The organism is Zhongshania aquimaris (assembly GCF_019312595.1).
Taxonomy (GTDB): Bacteria; Pseudomonadota; Gammaproteobacteria; order Pseudomonadales; family Spongiibacteraceae; genus Spongiibacter; species Spongiibacter aquimaris.
Map to the genome: position 1 here is coordinate 697,041 of NZ_JAHWDQ010000001.1, position 23,696 is coordinate 720,736.

Consider the following 23,696-nt stretch of genomic DNA (forward strand, 5'->3'; position numbering starts at 1 on the left):
AACATAGACCACTCTTGACTGACGCGGTATAAAACTCCAATTGCTGATTTTCTACGTAGACCTGTCATTGACGTCAACGTATCGAGGTTTTTATGCCTACTAATATTCGCCACATCGCACACGCAGCAACGGCTTTACTCATCTGCGCACTGCTCAGCGCCTGCAGCGCGCCACAGCTTGGCGCTGACAGTGGTAAGTTTCAAGCATGCCCCGCCGCGCCACACTGCGTTTCCAGCACTGAAAACAATAGCGAGAAATATATCGCTCCGATTTCTGTTAAATCGCAAGACGACTGGCAGCGTTTGCAAAATTTATTGCTGGCCATGCCGCGCACTGAATTGATTAGTCGAGATACCCATTATCTTCATGCCGTCACCAGCACCGCAATCATTCGCTATAAAGATGATGTGGAATTATTGTATACCCCGTCAAAAAACACCGTCGATGTACGCAGTTCTTCCCGCATCGGATACTACGACTTTGAAGTCAATCGCCAGCGGATTGAAACCCTGCGCAGCGAATTTCAACGCTCAAAATAAACCTCTGCGCACTAATACAATTCTGCAAAATTATTGTCTGCCAAGTTCAGCAGCATTGTCCTGCGCTCAGCAGCCAATACATAACTCGCGGGGTCACGCAGCCGCTGCTCCGCCATTGCGTGTAAATTAGTGACGAAATCCTGGTCAGTTTTCAGCAAGGCATTTGACATGCCAAGTAACTCCAACAAACCCAATACCTTGGGGGTATTGCTCTCGGTGACAATAAACGGCGTATCCAAACAGGCAGCGGCAATACTGTGATGGAAACGGCCAGACACTAGCAACTCAGCGTTAGCGATACACTCCAGCCACTGCCGCTCCGTATCGGCAATATGCAACTCGAACTGCCCCCCCGCGCTGCGTTGCATCCACTGCGCAAAAGCCACGTCATCGGCTGCCAAAAAAGCACTGGCACCAATTAATATTTTAATGCCGTATCCGTTTGCGATTTGCAGTTGCAAAAAATGCGTTAAGGGTTCGGCGATCGCCTCTGCCCAAGCGACCGATCCGGTCAACACAATATACGGCTTATCGGTCACCGTCTTGGAGCGCAGTTCAGCGAATGTCTCAATAAATAGCGGCAAGCAATCGAAGCTCTGCACACAGGGAATCGCTAAGGATTGTAAAAGTCGGAAGCTCACTGGCTCACGTACTGCAACATAATCTAGCTGTTGGTATACCCGCTGATACAGGGTATTCAAGGGTCCATCTGTGGCCAAGTCACCATCTTGCGGGTAGCAGGAGTGATTAATTATTTGCACCGTTTTACGTAAACGGGTTTTCCCTATGTGGGCGATATACAGCAAGCCGACTGGCACCATACCACCACCGTGCAGGCTGCCCTCGCCATTAATCACTAGCACGTCAGCCTTGACGAGACGAGCAAGTAAACGCGAATTGTGCTCGGCAAAGTTTGCGTAAACCTCCTCACTATCAAAATCATCCGGGCTTTGCGGCAAGGCCGGCAGATTCTGCGTCATCGCAATTGGCAAGCCATCTACCCGATAACCATTTCGTCGCAAGGCGCGATGAATACTTAAGCTGGTGCCACTGCAGCCCCAGTGATACCAGTTAGAGGTGTCGTTAACTAATACGCAGATCTTCGCTCCGTCGCTTTCGAGCACATCAGCCTTAGCCTCGCGCTCAACACGAATCAAATCACGCTCGTCGCGCTGCGGTGGCGTAAATTCATCTAGCGCTGCAACAAGCCTTGCCATGACATCACGCCAGCCATCTTTAGCTCCGCCTTGTTTACGAAACAGACGTGCGGACTGATACCACACACTGTCATCACTATCGTCGGTCCAGCGGCGCTCCGGCCCACAGGGCAGCAGGACCCATACCGGCACACCCAGCGCGCCCGCTAAATGCACGGTCGTGTTGTCGACTGATATCACCAGATCAAGATTGCTCATCAATGCGGCTAAACCATCAATATCTGCATAGGTATCAAGATCGGCAAAGGTATGGATATGTTCACCGAGCTGTTTAAGCTCTTCAGACTCACAGCGATATTGTAAATTCACTACACTGACATCTTTGCGCTTGAGCAAGGGGCGCCAATATTTTAGATCAATACTGCGCTCTTTCACCGCGCGGGCTTCCACACCACCCCGCCAGCAAATACCAACCTTCAACTTGCCCGCCAGCTCCTGAAATCGACCTTGCCAGTGAGCGTATTTCTCACTATCTGGCTTCAGATAAGCACGACCGGAAAAGTCCGCGTCGTCTAGCCGAAAATACATGGGCAAATCGCCGGCAGAGATAAAACTATCAAGCCCGTGTGGATCGAGTTCCCCCTTAGCAATCACTTCCGCTGAGGGGAAAGACCGCGCCCACAGAGGAACGAGTCGGGGATCGCATTCAAGAACACAGGATGCCGCGGAAGAAATCAGGTCACTAAAACAGGAAGCGAACATAACTTCATCGCCCAAGCCCTGCTCACTGCCGACAAATACTCGCCGCCCGGCAATATTAAATTTTTCAGCGTGGGGCAAACCCGTTGAACGCGGTGGATTGCTTTCCAGAAAAGACTGCTCACTAAAACGCCATCGATACTCTCGCCAACCCTTTTGCCATTGACCTAAGCGCAGCAGGCTGCCGGAGCGTTTGAGGCGCAACTCTGGGTCCACAGGCGAAAGCCGAAGTGCGTGTTCAAAGCACTGCAGCGACAGCGCCGTATGACCCGATTTAAAATACAAGGTACCTAAGTTTTTTAACGCGAGCACTGAGTGCGGGTTTTGCTCTAGGGCTTGCTGATACGCTTTTAGTGCGGCCTCATCGCTACCGCTGTCCTGCAAGGCCACACCGAGGTTTTCATAGGCTTGCTGATAATCAGGCTTTAGACGTATCGCATTGCGATAGGCATCAATCGCCGCCTGGTCATTGCTAAGTCCCTGCAACACCACGCCGTGGTTAAAATGATACTGAGCAATCTTAGGGCTTAATTTAATCGCCTGCTCGATCAGCGCGCTGGCTTGAGCGGGATTATGTAAACTCTGTGCTACTAGAGCGAGTAAATGCAAGGAATCAGCATGGCCAGGAAACTCAGCCAACACTTTTTGATAGCCCTGCGCGGCGGCATTCAGCTGCCCCTGCTTATGATGATATAAGGCCTGCTGAAATAGGTTTTGAGCAGTCGCGGGCAAAACTTGCGACCCATCACTGCTAGGGCGTTTGAACGCCTGTGAGCGAACTTTCGCACCGCCGGTCTTACTTTTATTTTTGTTTTTCGCCACTCAACTTTCCCGTTTCGCAATTCAGAACGCACTACAATGACGACTATGTCATCGCGAATAATAGTGTTTAGCTGCGCCAAGGACTATTACGAATAACCCCTACCTCCCCATAACTACCTGCTTCACTCACGTAATTTGCGCACTTGGCACTGACGCGGAGTAAGCCCGGTTTCACGCTTAAATGCGCGGTTAAAGGCGCTCTGCTCCGAATAGCCAAGCAACAGCGCAATTTCACTCAAGCTCAATCTCGAATCAGCGAGATACTCCCGCGCTAACTGAACACGAAGCTGCGAGAGCAGCGCCTTAAAATTCAAACCCTGCTCATTCAAACGCCGAAACAAGGTGCGTTCTGACATATTTAACATTGCCGCCACATCGGCGGAGGTACTGCGACCGCTTTGCAGTGCCCTGAGCAATACACTTCTCAGGGCGCCGGCAAACCCTTCGCTATCGGGAAGAATCGCCAGCGATGCCTGCGCCTGTCGCTCCAATAAGCTACGCAAGCCTGGGTCGCTATTACTAATCGGCAAATTCAGATATTCGAGGGGAAAGTAAATGGCCGTCGCGGGCTGGGAAAAACCAGCTGCAACATTGAACACCTTGTCATAGTCCTCAGTCGTTTCTGGAGCGGGAAAAATAAAATCGACCTGCAGTGGCGACAGATCTGGCTTTGCTGTCATTTGACGGATAAAGGCCAGCAGCCCCGCCAGCAACACCTCATCAGAAAGCTGAGTAGAGGGGCCGTAATCGCTGGTCCAGCTCATCACCATGATGTCATTTTGGATGCTGACTTTGGCTTTCTCGCCGTCGTGAAGTAGGCGCTGATAACGCTGAAATGCGCCGAGCGCATCAGCCAAGGTATCACTGGCCAAAGTTAAATAGCCAAGCACGCCAAGATGCTTGGAACGCACGCACTGACCCAACGCTAAACCAATATTGCGATCGGGAAAACGGGCTTGAATTTTATCCAGCAGAGCCCACCACTGCGCAAAACTCATGCGACTACTAAGGCTGTAGCTCTGCAAATTTGTATATAGCTCACAATGCACATCGCCCTCCTGCTCTAAAAAATCTCTAAGCAGGCCGGCCAAATCACCGCTAAGCTGTAACTGTGCAAGCATCGATATTCTCTGAGGTGTCTTGGTCTTTGTTGCTACATCATCGTGATGATGGCGCTAAATGTCAAAAAAGTGTCTCGAATAGTCAATATACCTTGAGCTTAGCGCCCTAAGATAATAACTCTTATTGAACACTCGACGAGGTCTTCGCGTGCAAGATGTTCTTCATGCTCTATTTTTTGTCACTGCCTTCGGCGCGCTATTCCTCGCGGTTATCGCGGCAGAATTTGTCTATGTTCGCCGCAGCGGTAAAAGCGGTGTATACCACCCCCGCGAAACCGTCGCCAATCTGGCTGCTGGCTTCTCCTACAAAATAGTCGACGGCATCGCCGTCGCGCTATTCATCCAAGCCTTTTACCTATGGGTTTACCAATACGGCCTACAATGGAACCCCGCGGCCTCGGCAGTCAGCATATTGGCATTAATCGTCTTCATTGATTTTTGTTTTTATATCAATCACTACATGATGCACAAGGTACGCTGGTTCTGGAGCGGGCATATCACCCACCACTCATCTGAACACATGAATTTCTCTACCGCGCTGCGACAGAATTTCACCTTTGCCTTTTCAGGCAGCTGGGTATTGTGGTGGATTCCCGCCGCTCTCGTCGGTTTCGACAAAAATTGGGTGCTGCTGGCCATTGAGGGCAATCTAGTTTATCAATTCTTTCTGCACACCGAGCAAATACGCAAACTCGGCGTTCTCGAAAAGGTGATGAATACACCCTCGCACCATCGCGTTCATCACGGCAGCAACGCAGCGCAGATAGATCGCAACTTTGGCGGCATCTTTATTTTTTGGGATAAAATGTTCGGTACGTTTCGCAGCGAAGATGACGCCGGCGAGATTAAATATGGCGTTACTCGCATGCCAGAAAAGCCCTATAACCCACTCTACTTACAAATTCACGGCTGGGTAGAGATGGCGCAAGATGTGTGGCGACATAAAGATTTACGAATTATTTACAAACACCCGGAATGGGTAGATGAGCAATACGGTGATCAGCAAGCTGCACTTGCGAAATCACCGTTAATAGAAAAAATCTAGGTTTTTGCCGGCTCAGACCAAACGGCATACTCGTTGCCGTTAGGGTCGGCAAAATGAAAGCGGCGACCGCCGGGGAAATCATATATTTCTTTTAGTATTGTCCCACCGGAAAGTACAACCGTGTTGCGGGTTTCCTCAAGCGTTTCGCTATAAAAAACCACTAGTGCACTACCATTAGCGACGGTCGACGACAGCTCTGCGCGATAAAACCCGCCGTCTAGCACCCCATCGGAAAAGGCGGTGTAATCCGCACCATAATCGGTAAACGACCAGCCAAAGGCTTTCGTAAAAAACCCCTTAACAGCGTCAATATCTGCAGCGGGCAACTCAATATAATTAATTTTGCCATGAGCATTCATAAGCCCGCTCCCATTTAATTTAAAATCTCAAGTATTTCTAGCGTCGCTTGAACTAAACGTAATCGACGATCTTCAATCGTCACAATAACGTGTCCACGGTTATCAACCGGCACGACAACACGACCATGCGCATAGATATCCGGGTCTAAACGATAGCCAACCTGTAACTTCTTTTGCCAACCGGGTGGCAATTGGCGACCCTCATCAATCTTCTTCTGCAAACCTGGTGGCAGCTCCCCACCCGGAGGCTTGGCTAACACACCAACAGCTCCAAACAATAATACGAGCGCTAGCATTCCGATTGTTGTTTTCATCCTTCGCTCCCAATTCTGATTTTTTATCTATGGTTTCCACGTCAATATGACCGTTAGGAAGGCAGAAAGTGCTACCGATATTGATTTACACACATTATCGGCATATTTCATTGCCGTACACCCACTCCACCCGTAGTATTCCACCCCAATGTAAAAATTCACTATCACTCAAGCTATGCGCAAAAACGATAAGAAATTAGACAATGCCATACGTGTAAAACTCACCGAGGTTTGTGAACATGCACTTGATCATACCGATGGCTTCCTGTGGCTAACGCATACCGTTGATTACAAGAAATTCCCAAGTAGTCTGCTTGTTCGCTGTGTATTCACAGACGACTCGCTAGGGGCAGCCATCAAGGAGGCCCCACTTAGTTCTTTAATTAAGAATACCTTGGCTAGTGTCGGTATCGAAATACAAAAGCAGCAAATCTGTTATACGCCGGAAAATATTCACTAGCAATGACGCCTCTTAGACATTGCCAAGCCCGCTTCTGTGACCAGCAAATCAATCATGGCAGCAACAGCAAATAACACCGATAATATGAATTCAATAATAATGAGGAAATACTATGTTAGAACACTCACCCATATTCACCCCAGTCGTTGTTCTTATTCTATGGACGTTTGTGATGTTATTTTGGATGGCGCTGGTGCGCTTACCGATGATCGCAAAGCTAAAATTAAAACCCGAAGCCGGTGAACGCACTAGCGAACTTGCGCTACAGTTGCCACCCAAAACACAGTGGAAGGCAGATAACTACAACCACCTAGTAGAGCAACCAACATTATTTTACGCCACGGCATTTTTGCTCGCCTTCATTGGCGGCGGCGACGGCCTAAACCTTAGCCTAGCGTGGCTTTACGTCGGTGGCCGCATCGTACACAGTCTAGTACATGCAACCATTAACAAAGTGATGTTGCGCTTTACAATATTTTTATTGACGTCTATCGCCTTGCTTATCATGGCTATTAACGCTGCAATGATTTTACTGAATTAAACTATCTTCACTGCGCGGACATTCTCGCTGTGTTACGACAATATCCGCGCATACACCCGTCTACAATGCTTCTGTGATCATGCCATTGCCAATACGAACCACCCGATGCGGCTGAAATTGAGGCCCATTCAACTTCTCAATTTTACCGCCATTATGTAAGAACTCATCAATCTGTCGAGCAATTTCAGCACTCGCATGCTGTTGATGTAAGTTAGAGAAGGTACCGTGTTGCTTAATATAGCGATCCATATCACAACCCTTTTTGCTCATCTACATGTATTGGAAACCAATAATCGATTGCCAAAGCCCTAGCGCTCTTCAGCAAGACGAATGCTATACCCAGCAGATGACAAAATTAGGATGATTTTATGACAAAACACTAACATAGAAATAAAAAAAGGCCGCTTTCGCGGCCTTTGTAAACAACGATAACGAATTACACCGCTGGCATTTCGTCCGCCATTTCTCGCAGCTTATTCTTAGCCACTTTCTCTAAAGTTGCACGTGGGAACTCGTCCACAAAATACACCGCACGGGGTACTTTAAAGTCGGCAAGATTGGCTTTGCAATGATCGATAATCGCCTGACCAAAAGCCGCTTCGTCCTCCGGCGCTCCCCAACCTTTAATGACAAATGCAACCGGCACCATGTCTAACATCTCATGGGATTTCGCGACAATTGCCACTTCACCTACGCCGCCACCTGGCACTTGCATACATACTTCTTCAACCTGGCGGGCTGAAACGTTTTCCCCCCCCACTTTGAGCGCGTCCTTATCGCGATCAGTGAAAAAGAAATTCCCTTCATCACCGACGCTGACCATGTCGCCAGTTTTGAACCAGCCGTTGGGTGTAAACGATTTGGCCATGGCCTCCTCGTTTTTGTAGTACTCAAGGAAGATATTCACGCCGCGTGTGCCCTGCACCCACAACTCGCCAATCTCGCCTTTTTTACACATGGCGCCGGTTTCAGGGTTCACCACCGCCAAATGGTAACCCGGCGTGGGTTTGCCGATAGAGCCCTGCGGCCAATCGCTCACAAAATCAGAACGGGTAGCGTGGGTGACGGTTTCAGTCATACCCCAGCTTGCAAAGGGTTTGGCCTTGAGCCAGCCTTCAATTTCTTTCCAAATAATACCCATCGGCATCACTTTTAAGCTGTGCTTTTCAGGCACCGCTTGCATACCAATCGCCTTAAACACAAAGGGAATCATTGAGCAGTGACTGACCTGATGCTTCTCAATAATTTCCCAGAATCGGCTAGCGGAAAACTTAGGCAGCAATACCGCCGTCGCGCCGACACCAAGAGAGCCCCAGAACGCCCAGCTTTGACAGTTGACGTGGAAGAAAGGTAAAAACCCGAGATAAACGCTGTCGGTATTCATGCCCATACTTTGCGAGCCCATATTGCCAGACCACAGAGCATTGGCATGGGTATGAACAACGGCTTTAGGCAGCGACGTGGTGCCCGAGGTAAACATAATACCCGCTGGCAACATCGGTTCTGCCGGGCGCGCAGGCAACGATTCAGCGTCGCCGTATAAACTGCTAAACGCATCGGCACCGTTTTTAGATTCTTCGGCAACTTCACCGGAGTTGTCATCCGTCACCACAATCCACTTTAAGCCGGTAGCGCTTTTACGCACTTCCTCTAAAAACTTGGGCTGGGTAATGGCGCCAACCGCTTCGGTATGACGCGCGAAGTATTCAATTTCGCCGCCCACGCTGCGAGTATTGGTGGTCACACCCACCGCGCCGATCTTGGCACACGCATACCAAGCTAATACCATTTCTGGGCAGTTTTCTGCGTGGATCATCACCTTGTCGTGTTTGCGCACACCTTTGGCGTATAAGCCCGCCGCGATCTTTCCGGTCTCTTCGTCAAAGGCCTGGTAGGTCCAGCTGCGATCTTCAGCAGAGCGCGGCTCCCAAATCATAAATGGGTGATCGGGTTTTACACGCGCCCAATGACGCAGGCGCTGGGGAATGTCCTGATCTGCAAAATCGAATTCGGCGGCAGCGACCGCGATATCCAAATCCATGCTCATAGCCTTTCCTCTGATTCTCATTATGGTTTTTGAAAGCATGCCGCCTTACGCTATCTGCATTGCGGGCAGCATTACCATTTAGGCATTTGATAATAGCCAAGCTGCCCAGCACCCTCTATGACATTTCCACTCATTCGTGATGATAATGAGTGTTTCGGTCAGTCCTAGCCCCAGCGGCTAAAGCGCCTTTATGCACAGTTAGATTCTGTTAGAATACCGCGCTGACACAATGGCAGCTGCCTTGATACATTCCCCTTTAAAGAAGCCGACACCACCTTATGACAGCGCTATCCCCCACTTTACAACTTGCCTGCGAACTCATCGAACGCCCCTCAGTCACCCCTGCTGACGCTGATTGTCAGGCAATTATGATGGCACGCCTAGAGAAAATTGGCTTTCAGTGCCAGTCACTGCGCTTTGGCGACGTCGATAATTTCTGGGCTGTCCACGGCAGCAGCGGTCCCATATTTTGCTTTGCTGGCCATACCGATGTAGTGCCAACGGGGCCCGCCGCCAAATGGCAAACCCAGCCCTTTGAAGCGGTCATTCAAGACGGCATGCTGCGCGGTCGCGGCGCTGCCGATATGAAGGGCAGCCTGGCCGCCATGATTACCGCCTGCGAAAACTTTGTCGCCGCCCACCCCGATCACAGCGGCCGCATCGCCTTTTTAATTACCAGCGATGAAGAGGGTCCAGCGATCAACGGCACCGTCAAAGTCGTGGAATGGTTGGAACAGCAGAACGAAAAAATCACCTGGTGTTTGGTTGGCGAGCCCTCTTCGACCGATAGCGTGGGCGATGTCATTAAAAATGGCCGTCGCGGCTCCCTTGGCGCGGTGATGACAGTGCGCGGTGTACAGGGCCATGTCGCCTACCCTCATTTAGCGAAAAACCCTATTCACTTAGCCGCCCCTGCGCTCGCCGCCCTTGCCGATGAAATATGGGATGAAGGCAATGATTTCTTCCCCGCCACATCCTTCCAAATTTCGAATATCAACGGTGGCACCGGCGCAACGAATGTCATCCCTGGTGAGCTAGAGGTGGTATTTAACTTCCGCTTTTCTACCGAATTAACTGCGGATATTTTAAAAACTCGCACCCTGGCGCTACTCGATCAATACGGTTTAGATTACAGTATCGACTGGAATTTAAGCGGCCAACCTTTCCTGACATCCGAGGGCCCACTGGTTGAAGCAGCGCAAGTTGCGATCAAGGCCGTCACTGGCGCCGACACCATTTTGTCTACCGCTGGCGGCACCTCCGATGGTCGCTTTATTGCACCTACCGGCGCCCAGGTTGTGGAACTTGGCCCCGTTAACGCCACCATTCACAAAGTGGATGAATGCGTTAACGCAGAGGATTTAGATAAGCTGTCGCTGATGTACGAAGGTATGTTGAAAGAGCTGTTAGCGAAGTAATGTCGACATTCTTATTTAGCGAAGGCTTTTAAAGGATAGATGTCAAAGCGCACCGCTTTTCCGGCAATGGATAACTGCGGCTTCCGCTCTGCCAAATACGGTGCTTTTGGCGGGCGCTTGACCACCACTCGGTGACGGGCGCGCTGCAGAGCCAAATCCAGCAGCGCATCGCTGTCCTCGTCCAGGCCGACCAGCGAATGAAACAAACGCATTTCTTTTTTCACCAGCGCGGATTTGCCAGACACCGGAAACATAGGGTCTAAATACACCACGTCGGGACAGTCGTCCTCAGCCAACGCCGCCAAATAATCCGTCGCGCTACCTTGATGCAATCCCATTCGGCTCGCAATCTCGACACAATCATCGGCCTTTTCAGCGCGGCGCAAGCCATCCGCCAATAGTGCCGCTACCACCGGCATGCGTTCACACATGGTCACCGTGCAGCCGTGGCTCGCCATTAAAAAGCTGTCGCGCCCCAAGCCTGCTGTCGCGTCAAGCACACTGGCACGGTTGCGGCTGCCTCCCACGGCTTTTATCAATAATTCTTTTCCTGGGTGGCGGTTGCGCAAAGCCAATTCAAAATCGACGGCGACCGGGTGTTCTCTATTGACTGGTGATAGACCAACAACCAAGCGGTCGGCGTCGTAAAACACATACACCTGATCCGCGTTTTCGCTCCAGTCATCGACCATACGCAGGCCGAGCTCCTGCGCTAAATCGGCGCTGGTGCTGGCGGTATTCAAAACGAGCGGCGTTGAGGGTGCGGTCACGAAAAGTCTGTCGGCAATGGGCGAAGGCGTGATGTTAGGATATTTAGCGCGACGCGAACAGCCTTCGACATGGTTTCTCGCAAAGATAGCAGGCGCAGATAATGTCTATACCAGCTATAATTCACGCCATATCACTACAACGGCAGCACCATGAAATTATTGATTCGCAATTTAAACCGCACCACCACCGAAGCAGAGCTTTTAGACCTGTTTGAAGAATATGGCAGTGTGCAATCCTTAAACTTAGTCAGAGACGAGGACGCGAACCTGTCCAAGGGTTTTGGCTTTGTGAATATGCCCAAAGCAGGTGAAGCCAAGGTGGCCATGCAAAACCTGAACGGCAAAATTATTGCCGGCTTTAAAATTCGCGTTAAAAAGGCTGAACCTGCGGTTGCCGCAACGGATAGCGACGATGTAGAAGCCATCGACGAAGACAGCGATGAAGTCTAAAGACCCCACGCCATCCTCCCCCGGCTCAAAAGATCCATTGCACGGACTGACCTTAGAGATGGTGTTAACACGCCTAGAGGCCAAGTTCGGCTGGGAGGAATTGGGCCGTCGCATCAAAATAAAGTGCTTTACCGACGACCCGAGCATAGCCTCAAGTCTAAAATTCTTGCGGCGCACACCGTGGGCAAGACAAAAAGTTGAGGCGCTGTATATTCGCAGTCAGCGCCCCGCGCAAAAGTCATAAGCCGTTAAGCACTAAGGGCTGCAGTCGCCGCTACCAAGCTCAAGGTCACCGGCACACCGTTTAATACCGCATTGCCAGACAATTCATCAATCTGCATTTCATCGGTCAAGTCATTGACGCTGACACCGGCGTGATCCTGCGCCGTTTGCCACTGGGTACCGCTGAGATTGTGCCCCCAGCCGTGGGGAATACTAATTACCCCCAGCATCATTTCATCACTGATATGCGCCGCCAACTCCACACTGCCAACCCGCGACGTCACCCTGACTAAATCACCGTCGGCAATTGCCAGCCGCTGTGCATCGAGGGGGTTTATCAAAGCCGTACAGCGATCCTTGCCTTTTACCAAGCGGTGACTATTGTGCAACCAGGAGTTATTACTGCGCACATCGCGACGACCAATCAACAAGAGCTGGTCTGGCGCGGTACTACTATTAAAGAATTTAGCTTCCACCCGCGCCACATCGTTTAGAAAGAACTCAGCTTCGAGATGGATTTTACGATCGCGATGAAACAGCGCCCCTGGCAATGCCGGCTTAAGCGCACCAAGATCGATACCGTGAGGCGATTTTTTCAATTTAGCCAAGGACAAACCTTTAAACAGGTTTAAGCCTCCGCCATAGGGGCCCTGTCGCAACAACAAGGCGAGTAAACCCGATGGTCCAGCACGTCTCAGCAGTTGCCGTCCGAGCTTGTCTTTAAGCCCCCTTGCGGGCTGAAGACGATCTCGCAAGCCCAACAAAATTTCCCAATCATGCCTCGCATTCGCTTTCCGAGGGAAAAGTGCTTCGGCATAACGCGCATTGTTTCGCACCGCCAGAACATTAAAAATCACATCGTAATGCTCCCGCTCCAAGGGACTCACCGGCGGCAAGATAAAATCGGCGTGACGGCTGCTTTCATTGATATAAAAGTCGATCGCGACCAGCAAATCCAGGCCTTTAAAGGCGCGATCAAGCTGCTCACCATTAGGTGTCGACAGCACCGGATTGCCCGCCATTAACAACATACCCTTAATCTGGCCAGCACCTGGGGTGGTAATCTCCTCGGCCAAGGTCGCCACCGGCAACTCGCCATTAAACTCCGGCAGACCCCGCACACGGCTGTGAAAGCGCCCCATATTGCCACGGCCACTTTGCGCGAGAATATCGACTGCAGGCTTGGCAAACATTAAGCCGCCCACGCTATCCAGTCGACCCGTGAGAATATTGAATAACATGATGAGGTACTGACTGAGGGTGCCAAACTCCTGCACCGAGACACCGAGGCGTCCGTACATCACCGGCGCTTTGGCCGCGCAAAAATCACGGACCAAGCTGCGAATCAAATCGGCAGACATACCCGTCAACGGCGCAACTCTCTCAGGGGTGTACTCGCTGAAAGAATCTGCCAAGCTCATTGGGCCTTGATCTAGATGCTTGGCTAAATTCCCGGTGCTAACAAGGCCCTCTGCAAACAGCACATGCAGCATTGCCAGCAAGACCAACACGTCAGTTCCGGGCCGCACAAAATGATGAGCGTCCGCCATGTCGGCGGTCAATGTGCGCCGCGGATCTACCACCACCACTTTGCCACGCTTGCGCACATCTTTAAGCCGCTGCTTAACATCGGCCACACTCATGATGCTGCCATTGGACGCCAGGGGGTTGGCGCCAAACATTAAAAAATAATCGCTGTTATCGATATCTGGCACCGGAATTCGCAGCTGATGACCAAATAACTTCCACGACACTATATGGTGTGGCAGTTGATCTACCGAAGTGGCAGAAAACTTGTTCCTGGTTTTTAAAGCTCGCAACATCCCGCCGCTCATTAATAACGATCCGGTGTTGTGAACATTGGGATTGCCGAGATACACACCCAGTGCGTCGTTACCGTGCTCAGCTTGCAAAGACGTAATGCGCGCCGTGACTTTGTCTAACGCCTGCTCCCAGGATAGCTCGCGCCACTGGCCATTTACCTTCTCCATGGGCGCTCGAATACGATCGGGGTCTTCGTACAAATCCTTTAATGCAAGTGCTTTTGGGCAGATATGGCCTCGGCTAAACGAGTCTTGCGGATCACCTTTTATACTGGTGATCGCATTATCTTCCAGGGTAATTTCGATACCGCACATGGCCTCACATAAATTACAGGTGCGGAAATGTTTAGTTGTAGATCCCACAGCATCACCTTTATCTGACATCGGTCTTATTATTTGGCACGCTGAATCCGCGCGCAAAGTAGCTCGATGTTATCAGCGAATACACCTAATTAGCTAATTTCAATAAAATTTGCCTGTTTCCACTACGACGCATCGCTAATAACACCCCGGAAGATGCTAAGCTGGCGACATATAGATCACATTAATCTCCCCGCGAAAATCATCCACCTTTACGCGAATATTTACGGGCAAACTGATATATGTCTATGCAGATAAGACCTTAGGCATAAAATTTGCTACAAAAAAACCATAGGAACGACAAGAAGTAGGTGATATGAAACACACTATGACTGAAGACGAGGATGTCCTCCACGCGTTGTTTGAAGCGTGCAAAAGTCTAGGCATTGACCTCAAGGACGCTGCGAGTAAATCTGGCTTACCTGCCAAATTACTGACATTGCCCAATCATTTTGTGTCCAGCCATTTATTTAACTACCTGCTTGAAAATATCGCCAAAACATACCACTGCCAAGACTTTGCTCTCCATCTTGCGAACAAGCTTCAAACCCCGGAGCTGGGCCTACCTACCACGGTAATGTCACTAAGCTCAGATTTTAAAACTGGCTTGGAGCACGCCAGTCAATACAGTGCCTATTACCAAGACACCGGATATTGGCGGCACCAAATCTGCAATGAGCAGGTCACCCTTATCAAGTCAGCCAATACTCTCAGCAGCACATATTACCGACAGAGAAATTTACTCGGCACCGCACAGATGTTTTTGCTGCTCAACACCCTGTCCAGTCACCTCTGGCAACCAAAGAAAGTCTGCTTTAGCTTTTCCGATCCCGGCGCCAAATTTTCCGATACCTTCCATGAGTTCTTTAATTGCGAACTTATTTTTGATCAGCCCAATGACAGCATTTCTTTTCCAGCGGAGTACTTAGAGTTCAATATTAGCGGCAGTGACCCAGCGCTATTGCGCAGCATGGAGGTACACATAAGAGGCCTACAAGAAGAATTACTCCACGACCGGGATATCGTGGAACGCGCCCGCTTGATGATCGATGAACGACTGCGGTTTGCCCATTGCTCCGAGGACGAGTTGGCTTTCTACCTGAAGCTATCGACCGCAGACTTGCAGCGTGAATTTGCCAAAGCCAAAACCGACTTTACTGCATTACTGGAACAGCAGATCAGTGCCAGAGCAGTCTTTTATACCCAGCGCTGCCATGTACCGATGGATATCGTTCTCACATCGCTAATGCCATACGATGAAGACCGGCTATACGACTTACTCAAGGAAAGAGAAAAGGAACCCACTGAACCAACCCTGAGACAGGACGATATTATAAAAGGTGGTATCAGCAAGCCGCCATTGAGCAACTAAGCAACAAAGAATTACCCTGAAGATGCAAAAAAGCCGGAGCGATTAACTCCGGCTTTTTTATTTACACGATCGATGATGCCTTAGCAATTAAGCCTTGGCATCCTCAATTTGATAGTAGTCCATCAAAATCTTAGCGACTTCAGGGCGCGAGAACTCTGGTGGTGGCGCAATGCCAGCACCCAGCATTTCACGCACTTTAGTGCCTGACAGCAATACGAAGTCTTCTTTGCTGTGATCTGGCGCGTCGCGCATCATCACAACCTTGTCGAGTTTCTTCGAGTATGCGGTGTGGTCTGCACGGTAAATTTCGATATCCATTGCGCCTGCTGGCACTTTTTCGTCGAAAATCGTTTGCGCATCAAAACCGCCGTAGTAATCGCCCACACCGGCGTGATCACGACCAACAATCAGATGAGTACAGCCACAGTTCTGACGGAACAGCGCGTGCAATACCGCTTCGCGAGGACCAGCGTAAAGCATATCGAAGCCGTAACCAGTGATCATCACTGTGTTTTTAGGGAAGTAAACGTCAACCATTTTACGGATAGACGCGTCGCGGACGTGAGCCGGAATATCGCCTGGCTTCAATTGACCCAACAGCATGTGAATCAAAATACCGTCGGTGCCAAGATCTTCCATTGCCATGCGGCAAAGTTCTTCGTGGGCACGGTGCATTGGGTTGCGAGTTTGGAAGGCAACCACTTTTTCCCAGCCGCGCTCGGCAATTTCATTGCGAATTTCAACGGCGGTGCGGAAAGTATCCGGGAAGTCAGCCTGGAAGTAAGAGAAGTTCAACACTTGAATCGGACCAGACAACATGGTGTTGCCCTGAGCCTTAAAGGTTTGTACGCCTGGGTGCTTGTCATCCAATGTGCCGAAAATGTTCTCAGCCATAAAGTCGATTTGCTCTGCGCTAACAGTTTCAACCGCTTCCACATCCATGATCGCCAGAACAGGATTGCCTTCAACATTGGGGTCGCGCAGTGCAATGCGCTGACCGGCAGTGATGCCCTGCGCATCTTTAGTCAGGTTAACGATAGGCACGGGCCAGAATAAACCGTCAGTAGTGCAAAGGTCTTTGGCTACCGCCAAAGAATCGGCCAGGTTCATATAGCCTTTTAAGGGGGTGAAGTAACCCGCACCCAGCATAACGGCGTTAGCCGCAGCGGCAGAACTCACTAGCAGCGATGGCAGTGTTTCTGCTTCGGCATTCAGCGCGTGGTGTTTTTCAGTGTCGTATACGAATAATGGGCTAAGCTCGTCGGCGCCATGTGGTTTGATCATTTTGTCACTCCGTTAGTTAGAAAGTCCGACGTCGGGTGTCTGACGTCGGACGAAAACATAAATGCAACTCGGGCGTCAGACATCTGACACCCGTCACGCTTTAAATAATTCCGCGCTCGGTCATCATCGCCAGCAGAATTTCCACCTCTTCTTCCAGGCTCTGCTCGTGACTATTCAATACCAGTTCCGCTTTTAGCGGCGCTTCGTAGGGGTCAGAAATACCGGTGAAGTTTTTAATCTCGCCAGCACGGGCTTTTTTGTACAAGCCTTTAGGGTCGCGCTGTTCTGCCACATCGAGTGGTACGTCGACAAACACTTCAAGGAAATCCATGTCGCCCGCGTCGTGCAGCTCACGAACGATGTCGCGGTCAGCGCGGTATGGGCTGACAAAGCTCGACAACACAATCACACCGGTGTCGACAAACAATTTAGAGATTTCACCGATACGACGGATGTTTTCAGTGCGGTCTTCGGCGCTAAATCCTAGGTTTTTGTTGATACCCAAGCGAATGTTATCGCCGTCCAGACGGTAGCAGAGATGACCTTTTTCCATCAGCGCCTTTTCTAATGCAACTGCAACGGTGCTTTTACCACTGCCAGACAGACCGGTGAACCACAGAGTTGCACCTTTTTGCTTGAGCAGCTTGTTGCGGTCTTCACGGCTTACTTCGCCGTCATGCCAGTATACATTCGTTGCTTTTACGTCAGTCATTCACTTATCTCCACGGGAACGAGTTAAATCACATTCTTTCACTGCTAGCAGCCCAAAGCGGCCCTGCGCAATAACAGGCCGCCATACTAAAAGCATTTTTATCACAAGTAAAACGGGATATTATTATAGTCAGTATCGATTTTATCGATACTGACAGCATATTCGCTTACACTGTACAACACGTTTAAATAGCGGAGAAACCGCGCTATGAACTTCAGCATTCGACAGCTAGAGATCTTTCTGTCTGTCGCCAAACACCAGAGTGTGTCCAAGGCGGCAGACCAGCTATGCCTGTCCCAGTCCGCCGCGAGCGCCTCATTGCAAAATTTGGAAAAGTCCTACGGCGTGAGCCTGTTTGATCGCCAGGGCAACAAAATCAAACTCAATGCCATCGGCCACACCCTGCGCAAAGAGGCGGAGACCTTATTCGCCCACTGCCAACAATTCGACGACGCCTTAAAGCGCCATGCCGATATCGGCCACCTGCGGGTCGGCGCCAGCTTTACCATTGGCAACCATCTAGTGGTGCGCTACCTAGCGGACTATTTAGAAAACTACCCCGACGCCGACGTGCAGTTTGAAACCGCAAACACCCCTGACATCGTCGCTAAAGTCCTTAACTATGAAGTCGATGTTGGCATGATTGAACGCGAGGTTCAGCACCGCGAACTAGAGCTAATACCCTGGAAAGAAGACGAACTCGTGGTCTTTTGCAGCGCCTCGCACCCGCTCGCCCAAAAAGGCGTTCTCAAAGATAAGGATATTAAAGAAGCGAGATGGATCTTGCGGGAACCGGATTCCGGTGCGCGCTTCACCTTCGACCGCGCACTTGCAGGGCTGTTGCCCGACATCGAAATTTACCGTGAATTCAAACACAATGAGGCGATTAAGAGCGCGGTGGAGTCAGGCTTGGGGATCGGCTGTTTATCTAAGGTGGTGTTGCAAAACGACTTTCGCAACGGTGACCTGGTGCCACTTACCTTGGCAAATCGGGATATGACACGAACCTTCTACTTCGCCCTACCCAAACAGCGGCACAAAAAAGCCGCCGTTGAATTTTGGGTAGAGCTTTGTAGAAAAATGCGTTAATGAAACTTCCAACTTGCCTAAACTCCGCTTTAAGTGCTTACGAAACGATAACACTACGGACTCACTCAACTGAGCCGATAAGTTCAAATTGAGCCCCATATTGAAAATGACGGCAAAACCGATGAGTAAAGGCGTCATTTATATTGTTTGACCTACATTTGCACTTTACTATAGTTGAATCTACACAAGCACGGTGCAAATATGATCAGATTTCGCCTGAAAGAGCTAATAGCGGAAAAGGAATTTCAAGAAAGTCGACGTATTACTTTAGAGGAAGTAGCCAAATCGACGGGAATTCACCGAACTACCCTTTCAAAGGTTTCTAATCAAAAAGGCTATAACACTACAACAGAAGTGCTCGACAAATTGTGCGAATTCTTTGGCGTAGAACTTGGGGGCCTCGCAGAGCACATCAAGGAAGACAGCGAGAGCGGAGCTGCTCATGATTGATAAAACCTCAAATAGCGGCATTCCATGTAAAGAGCAATACACCAAGCATCAAGCCCAGTATTTCGCATGGCAACTCACCCGCCGCCTCGATAGTGAAAACGAGGATAAGCTAACGGGCGCCATTATGGATGCCCAAATCGACCTAAACCCCCATCAGGTTGATGCAGCGCTATTTGCCTTCAGAAACCCACTATCTAATGGCGTAATATTGGCCGATGAAGTTGGCTTAGGTAAAACCATTGAAGCAGGACTTGTTATCGCCCAAAAATGGGCGGAAAGACGCCGCCGTATCCTTATTATTGTGCCAGCCAACCTCCGCAAGCAGTGGCATCAAGAGCTTCAAGAAAAATTTGGTGTTGAGGCTACTATTCTTGATGGCGACAGTTACAAAAAAGCAAAAAAAGACGGTCGAAAAAATCCTTTCGACATGCAAGAAGGCGTTGTCATTTGCTCATATCAATTCGCCAAAGCTAAAGCAGACGATATTCAAATGATACCGCAATGGGATCTAGCGGTAATTGACGAAGCGCACCGCCTAAGAAACGTTTACAAAAAAGGCAACAAAATAGCTAAAGCCATTGCTGAAGCAATCGGCAATACCTATAAAGTGATGTTGACGGCGACACCACTACAAAATTCCTTACTTGAATTGTATGGAATGGTGAGCATCATTGATGAAAAAATATTTGGCGATCTCGACAGCTTCCGCATTAAATACGGGCGAATTAATGACGCAACCTCGTTTAGTGAATTGAGGCAACGTATCAAGCCCGTTTGCAAGCGTACATTACGAAAAGATGTGGAAGCTTACGTCAAGTACACTAAGCGTATTGCTATGGTAGAGGAATTTACGCCATCAGCGAACGAACAGTTACTTTACAAAAGGGTATCTAATTACTTACGCCGCCCTAATCTAAACGCCCTGCCCGATGGTCAACGTCAGTTGATCTCGATGGTGATGTGGAAGTTGTTGGCCTCATCGTCATTCGCAATCGCTGGCGCTTTAGACACCATTAGAAAAAGACTGCTTGAAGGACTTACCGACCAGTCATTAACAAAAGCATTTGAAGCCGAATATGAGGCATTTGTTGAAACTAGAGAGGAATGGGATGACGACGACCAATACTCTACTCCTCTCGCTGATAGGCAATCTGTCCTGGACGAAATAGAAGAACTCGGTGCGTACATTAAACTCGCGGAAAGTATTAGTGATAATGCCAAGGGCGAGAAACTCTTAGACGCATTAAAAATTGCATTCCAAAAACTTAGCGAAATTGGTGCAAAAGAAAAAGCGATCATTTTTACAGAATCGAGAAAAACCCAAGATTACTTGCTAAGAACTCTAAAAAAGAGCCAGTACAAAGACGGCATTGTTCTATTTAACGGAACAAATAATGATGCCCAAGCAAAGGAAATATATAAAGCCTGGATAACTAAACATGCAGAAAGTGACAAGATAACAGGCTCAAAAACCTCCGATACACGCGCTGCGTTAGTCGAGTATTTTTGTGATCAGGGAAAAATCATGATTGCAACGGAGGCGGCGGCAGAAGGCGTAAACCTCCAATTTTGCTCGCTCGTCATTAACTATGACTTACCGTGGAATCCCCAGCGAATCGAACAGCGAATAGGTCGATGCCATCGGTACGGTCAGAAACATGATGTTGTCGTATTAAATTTCATTGACTCGACTAATGAAGCTGACAAACGTGTTCACGAGTTATTAAGGCTGAAATTCAACATTTTTGATGGCGTATTTGGTGCATCGGACGAAGTGCTTGGCGCTATTGAAAATGGTGTTGACTTCGAACGAAGAATTAAAAACATCTATGACAACTATCGCGAGGCTCATGATATTCAACGAGAGTTTGATAAGCTTCAAGAGGATCTAGCCCACGAAATTAACCTACAAATGGTTAACACTCGGGAAAAGCTGTTTGAACATTTTGATGAAGATGTACTTCAAAATATTAAAGTGGATACCAATAGATCGCTTGATAAGTACGAACGGATGCTACTTGCATTAACTAGAAGCGAATTAGATGGTCACATAGGCGATATTGAAGGTGGCTTTGTAGTTAACACACTTCCTCCACAAGCGCCAAAGGATATTCCAACGGGTGAATATGAATTGCCGCGCAGGAAGGGAGATTGTCACCTATATCGTTTAAAGCACCCCTTAGCCCAATGGGCGATTGAAAAGGCTAAATCGCATCAGTTAGAGCAATCTCACTTGGTATTTTGCGCGAACGCCAAAGATACCAAAGTCTCTGTGGTTCAAGAGCTTCGAGGGCAGTCGGGCCAGCTTAAAGCCACAAAACTTACAGTAGAGTCAATGAAACGAGCGGAAGACTATATCGTGCTCACAGGCTTCAATGATGCCGCCAAAAGTGAAGCGATGAGCCAAGAAGTTCTTGAAAAACTTATGGCGTTTCCAATTTCTAACATCCATAGCGCATCATTTGTAGAGTCCCCGCATTTACAAGATCAACTGTCGCGTAGAAAAACAGAGATACTGGGGGAAATTACCAATCGAAACCTGCAGTATTTCGAAGCAGAAGTTGAAAAGCTAGAAGCTTGGTCAGATGACCTTAAGGTGGTTTTGGAGCAGGATATTAAAGAAACCGACCGTGAGATCCGTGAGGTTCGCAGAACAGCGAAAGTCGCTCCAGACCTTAACGAAAAGCTCCATTGGCAAAAACGTTTAAAAGATTTGGAGCGACTACGAAACAAAAAGCGCAGAGACTTATTTGATAAGCAAGATGAGGTTGATGATAGGCGTGAAGAATTAATCACGGTGTTAGAAGAAAAAATGAATCAAAAAATCGAAGAACATCATTTGTTTACCATTACCTGGGAGGTTATTTAATGGCTAAAAAAGGAGTTCAGCCATTAGAGTTAATGCAGTTGTGCGAATTGCTTCATTCGAAGTTTGATAGGCTCATAGAGGGTACAGGCTCTGGAGATACTGCGAAGGAACGTAATTTTTTCTCTAGGGCATTGGCTGCTTATTATTTGGTTTCTGAGGTTGGTGCTTCCATTGAGGATGCGGTGACAGCCTCTATTGATGGCGGAGATGATCATGGAGTTGATTCAGTTTATGTGGATGCCACCGAAACTATTTGGTTAATTCAATCAAAATATATTGATCGAGGTGTCGGCGAGCCGGCGCTTGGTGATGTGAATAAATTCGAAAATGGTGTTCGAGACTTATTGCGTAAGCAATACGGCCGTTTCAATCAACACTTACAAGCAAAAATACCACTCATCGATCGCGCATTAGATTCTGGCGTGTGCCAAGTAAAAGCCGTTTTGGTGTATACCGGTAGCGCATTGTCGGATGATAGACGGCGAATGATGGGGGATCTTGTAAGCGCCTTCACCTCTCCAGCCAGAAGAAATTTTCTTCGTTTTGTCAATGCTGGATTAGAGTCTTTCCACCAGTACCATTTAAGTGAAACGCTAGCGGCTCCGATCTCGCTGGATATTGAGCTAGAGCAGTTTGGCTTTTTAACCGAGCCTTACCCCTGTTACTACGGTGGGCTAGATGCAGACCAAATTAAAGCCTTTAAAACGCTGCACGGTGACCACCTATTCAACGCAAACATACGTCAATTTAAGGGCAATACAGCGGTTAACATCGATATAGTTAGTACCTTAACGAACACGCCTGAAAACTTCTTTTACTTCAATAATGGCGTAACGTTGCTTTGCGATGAAATACAGCAAATATCAGCTCATGATGAAACCAATCGACTAGGCAAATTTCGCTTACAAGGCGTGTCAGTCATTAATGGCGCTCAAACGGTTAGTTGCATTGCCGATGCCCTTGGTGAGGATCAAAAGCAATCAACAGCTAAGGTTATGGCAACAATCATTAGCTTAGAAAATGCTCCCGACCGCTTTGGTGAATCTGTGACACAGTTTAGAAATAATCAAAATGCAGTTTCTGATGTGGACTTTGCAGCTTTGGATGAAAACCAGCAACAATGGGCAAAAACGCTAGCCAATAGCGGAATAAATTATCGCTACAAAGGTGGTTTGCAGGATGACGAAACATTTAATTTAGAGTTCGCAGCGCGGGCATTGGCTTGCTCATACTCTACTGATGAGTCATTACACCTTGTAGCTTTGGCAAAAAAAGACAGCAAGAAGTTGTTTTCACGCACAAAAACCGCTGAAAACGAATCAACCTACAAGTCCATTTTCCCTGACACATTAGAGGCTCGAGTCTTGTGGCGAGTCGTTCAAATTTGCCAGGAAGTAATCTCGGTGATTACGCGTGAAGTAAAGAGTGCGCAAGGCACAGATAAGGAAATTATTTCTCATTCTCGTTGGATGGTCTGTTATTTGGTGATGTGTCGGAAATTCGACTTAAAACTTGAGCAAGAAGTTGCTTTGACCTTGGTTCAAAAAAACCTGGTTGGAATTGAGGCGCAAAACATTGTTTATCGAGTTATCACGGAATTTAACAAGAAAGCTTTTGATAAGTCTCCGAAATCAGTATTTGAAAACCAAAACGATTTACAAACATTAAAAGGCCCTGTAATGGCCGCATTGGCCAACACATAGGGGTATTTAA

Annotated in this window: 22 protein-coding genes; 12 read left to right on the forward strand and 10 right to left on the reverse strand. The window is 48.7% G+C overall.

The genetic code is table 11. The annotated features are described in order from the left end of the window. Window positions 1–92 precede the first annotated feature (92 nt). The gene (locus tag KXJ70_RS03275; protein WP_219042016.1) at window positions 93–539 is read left to right on the forward strand and encodes a DUF1499 domain-containing protein; all 447 of its coding nucleotides are present in this window, start codon (window positions 93–95) and stop codon (window positions 537–539) included. An 11-nt stretch (window positions 540–550) separates the two neighbouring features. On the opposite strand, the gene KXJ70_RS03280 is transcribed toward KXJ70_RS03275, so the two are convergent. Both KXJ70_RS03280 and KXJ70_RS03285 read right to left on the reverse strand, forming a co-directional pair. Next, window positions 551–3,277 (reverse strand): tetratricopeptide repeat protein, encoded by a 2,727-nt coding sequence (locus tag KXJ70_RS03280; RefSeq protein WP_219042017.1) that lies wholly within the window; start codon window positions 3,275–3,277, stop codon window positions 551–553. Between the two features lie 122 nt (window positions 3,278–3,399). Beyond that, the gene (locus tag KXJ70_RS03285) at window positions 3,400–4,398 is read right to left on the reverse strand and encodes an AraC family transcriptional regulator (protein ID WP_219042018.1); all 999 of its coding nucleotides are present in this window, start codon (window positions 4,396–4,398) and stop codon (window positions 3,400–3,402) included. 124 nt (window positions 4,399–4,522) lie between these two features. Between KXJ70_RS03285 and KXJ70_RS03290 the strand changes: the two genes are divergently transcribed. Then, window positions 4,523–5,443, forward strand: a complete 921-nt coding sequence (locus KXJ70_RS03290; RefSeq protein WP_255558173.1) for a sterol desaturase family protein — start codon at window positions 4,523–4,525, stop codon at window positions 5,441–5,443. On the opposite strand, the gene KXJ70_RS03295 is transcribed toward KXJ70_RS03290, so the two are convergent. Further along, window positions 5,440–5,802 carry a VOC family protein gene (locus KXJ70_RS03295; RefSeq protein ID WP_219042019.1) on the reverse strand — a complete coding sequence of 121 codons (363 nt, stop codon included), beginning with the start codon at window positions 5,800–5,802 and terminating at the stop codon, window positions 5,440–5,442. The genes KXJ70_RS03290 and KXJ70_RS03295 overlap by 4 nt on opposite strands. A 14-nt stretch (window positions 5,803–5,816) precedes the next feature. Then, entirely contained in the window at window positions 5,817–6,116 is a 300-nt protein-coding gene (locus tag KXJ70_RS03300; RefSeq protein WP_219042020.1) for a hypothetical protein, read from the reverse strand. A gap of 175 nt (window positions 6,117–6,291) precedes the next feature. Between KXJ70_RS03300 and KXJ70_RS03305 the strand changes: the two genes are divergently transcribed. Continuing rightward, window positions 6,292–6,576: a hypothetical protein gene (locus KXJ70_RS03305; protein ID WP_219042021.1), complete on the forward strand. Its 285-nt coding sequence runs from the start codon at window positions 6,292–6,294 to the stop codon at window positions 6,574–6,576. A 112-nt stretch (window positions 6,577–6,688) separates the two neighbouring features. After that, entirely contained in the window at window positions 6,689–7,117 is a 429-nt protein-coding gene (locus tag KXJ70_RS03310) for an MAPEG family protein (RefSeq protein ID WP_219042022.1), read from the forward strand. A gap of 60 nt (window positions 7,118–7,177) precedes the next feature. Here the strand turns inward: KXJ70_RS03310 and KXJ70_RS03315 are convergent, their stop codons facing one another. Continuing rightward, window positions 7,178–7,366 carry a hypothetical protein gene (locus KXJ70_RS03315; protein WP_219042023.1) on the reverse strand — a complete coding sequence of 63 codons (189 nt, stop codon included), beginning with the start codon at window positions 7,364–7,366 and terminating at the stop codon, window positions 7,178–7,180. Window positions 7,367–7,553: 187 nt separating this feature from the next. Continuing rightward, window positions 7,554–9,164, reverse strand: coding sequence for a class I adenylate-forming enzyme family protein (locus KXJ70_RS03320; protein WP_219042024.1), 1,611 nt, complete (start codon window positions 9,162–9,164; stop codon window positions 7,554–7,556). A gap of 278 nt (window positions 9,165–9,442) precedes the next feature. Here KXJ70_RS03320 and dapE point away from each other — a divergent pair, with 278 nt between their 5' ends. After that, window positions 9,443–10,582, forward strand: a complete 1,140-nt coding sequence (dapE, locus tag KXJ70_RS03325; RefSeq protein WP_219042025.1) for a succinyl-diaminopimelate desuccinylase — start codon at window positions 9,443–9,445, stop codon at window positions 10,580–10,582. An 11-nt stretch (window positions 10,583–10,593) separates the two neighbouring features. Here dapE and KXJ70_RS03330 read toward each other — a convergent pair whose 3' ends face one another. Continuing rightward, window positions 10,594–11,352 (reverse strand): class I SAM-dependent methyltransferase, encoded by a 759-nt coding sequence (locus KXJ70_RS03330; RefSeq protein WP_219042026.1) that lies wholly within the window; start codon window positions 11,350–11,352, stop codon window positions 10,594–10,596. Between the two features lie 150 nt (window positions 11,353–11,502). Between KXJ70_RS03330 and KXJ70_RS03335 the strand changes: the two genes are divergently transcribed. Both KXJ70_RS03335 and KXJ70_RS03340 read left to right on the forward strand, forming a co-directional pair. Then, a complete protein-coding gene (locus tag KXJ70_RS03335; protein ID WP_219042027.1) occupies window positions 11,503–11,802 on the forward strand; it encodes an RNA recognition motif domain-containing protein in 300 nt (99 codons plus the stop codon). Beyond that, on the forward strand, window positions 11,792–12,046 hold the full coding sequence (locus tag KXJ70_RS03340) for a VF530 family protein (protein ID WP_219042028.1): 255 nt from the start codon (window positions 11,792–11,794) through the stop codon (window positions 12,044–12,046). The genes KXJ70_RS03335 and KXJ70_RS03340 overlap by 11 nt, the downstream gene beginning before the upstream one ends. Window positions 12,047–12,050: 4 nt before the next feature. On the opposite strand, the gene KXJ70_RS03345 is transcribed toward KXJ70_RS03340, so the two are convergent. Continuing rightward, window positions 12,051–14,210, reverse strand: coding sequence for a molybdopterin oxidoreductase family protein (locus KXJ70_RS03345; protein WP_219042029.1), 2,160 nt, complete (start codon window positions 14,208–14,210; stop codon window positions 12,051–12,053). 325 nt (window positions 14,211–14,535) lie between these two features. On the opposite strand from KXJ70_RS03345, the gene KXJ70_RS03350 reads away from it, so the two are divergent. After that, window positions 14,536–15,579, forward strand: a complete 1,044-nt coding sequence (locus tag KXJ70_RS03350; RefSeq protein ID WP_219042030.1) for an AraC family transcriptional regulator ligand-binding domain-containing protein — start codon at window positions 14,536–14,538, stop codon at window positions 15,577–15,579. A gap of 87 nt (window positions 15,580–15,666) precedes the next feature. On the opposite strand, the gene sat is transcribed toward KXJ70_RS03350, so the two are convergent. Both sat and cysC read right to left on the reverse strand, forming a co-directional pair. Next, window positions 15,667–16,863, reverse strand: coding sequence for a sulfate adenylyltransferase (sat, locus tag KXJ70_RS03355; RefSeq protein ID WP_219042031.1), 1,197 nt, complete (start codon window positions 16,861–16,863; stop codon window positions 15,667–15,669). A 100-nt stretch (window positions 16,864–16,963) separates the two neighbouring features. Beyond that, window positions 16,964–17,575, reverse strand: a complete 612-nt coding sequence (gene cysC, locus KXJ70_RS03360; protein ID WP_219042032.1) for an adenylyl-sulfate kinase — start codon at window positions 17,573–17,575, stop codon at window positions 16,964–16,966. A 207-nt stretch (window positions 17,576–17,782) separates the two neighbouring features. On the opposite strand from cysC, the gene KXJ70_RS03365 reads away from it, so the two are divergent. The 4 genes from KXJ70_RS03365 to KXJ70_RS03380 all read left to right on the forward strand — a co-directional run bounded on the left by KXJ70_RS03365 (window position 17,783) and on the right by KXJ70_RS03380 (window position 23,686). Continuing rightward, window positions 17,783–18,664: a LysR substrate-binding domain-containing protein gene (locus tag KXJ70_RS03365; RefSeq protein WP_219042033.1), complete on the forward strand. Its 882-nt coding sequence runs from the start codon at window positions 17,783–17,785 to the stop codon at window positions 18,662–18,664. A gap of 201 nt (window positions 18,665–18,865) precedes the next feature. Next, window positions 18,866–19,114: a helix-turn-helix domain-containing protein gene (locus KXJ70_RS03370; RefSeq protein WP_219042034.1), complete on the forward strand. Its 249-nt coding sequence runs from the start codon at window positions 18,866–18,868 to the stop codon at window positions 19,112–19,114. Next, window positions 19,107–21,983, forward strand: coding sequence for an SNF2-related protein (locus KXJ70_RS03375; protein ID WP_255558175.1), 2,877 nt, complete (start codon window positions 19,107–19,109; stop codon window positions 21,981–21,983). The genes KXJ70_RS03370 and KXJ70_RS03375 overlap by 8 nt, the downstream gene beginning before the upstream one ends. After that, the gene (locus tag KXJ70_RS03380) at window positions 21,983–23,686 is read left to right on the forward strand and encodes an AIPR family protein (RefSeq protein WP_219042035.1); all 1,704 of its coding nucleotides are present in this window, start codon (window positions 21,983–21,985) and stop codon (window positions 23,684–23,686) included. Before KXJ70_RS03375 ends, KXJ70_RS03380 begins: the two co-directional genes overlap by 1 nt. Window positions 23,687–23,696: the final 10 nt, after the last annotated feature.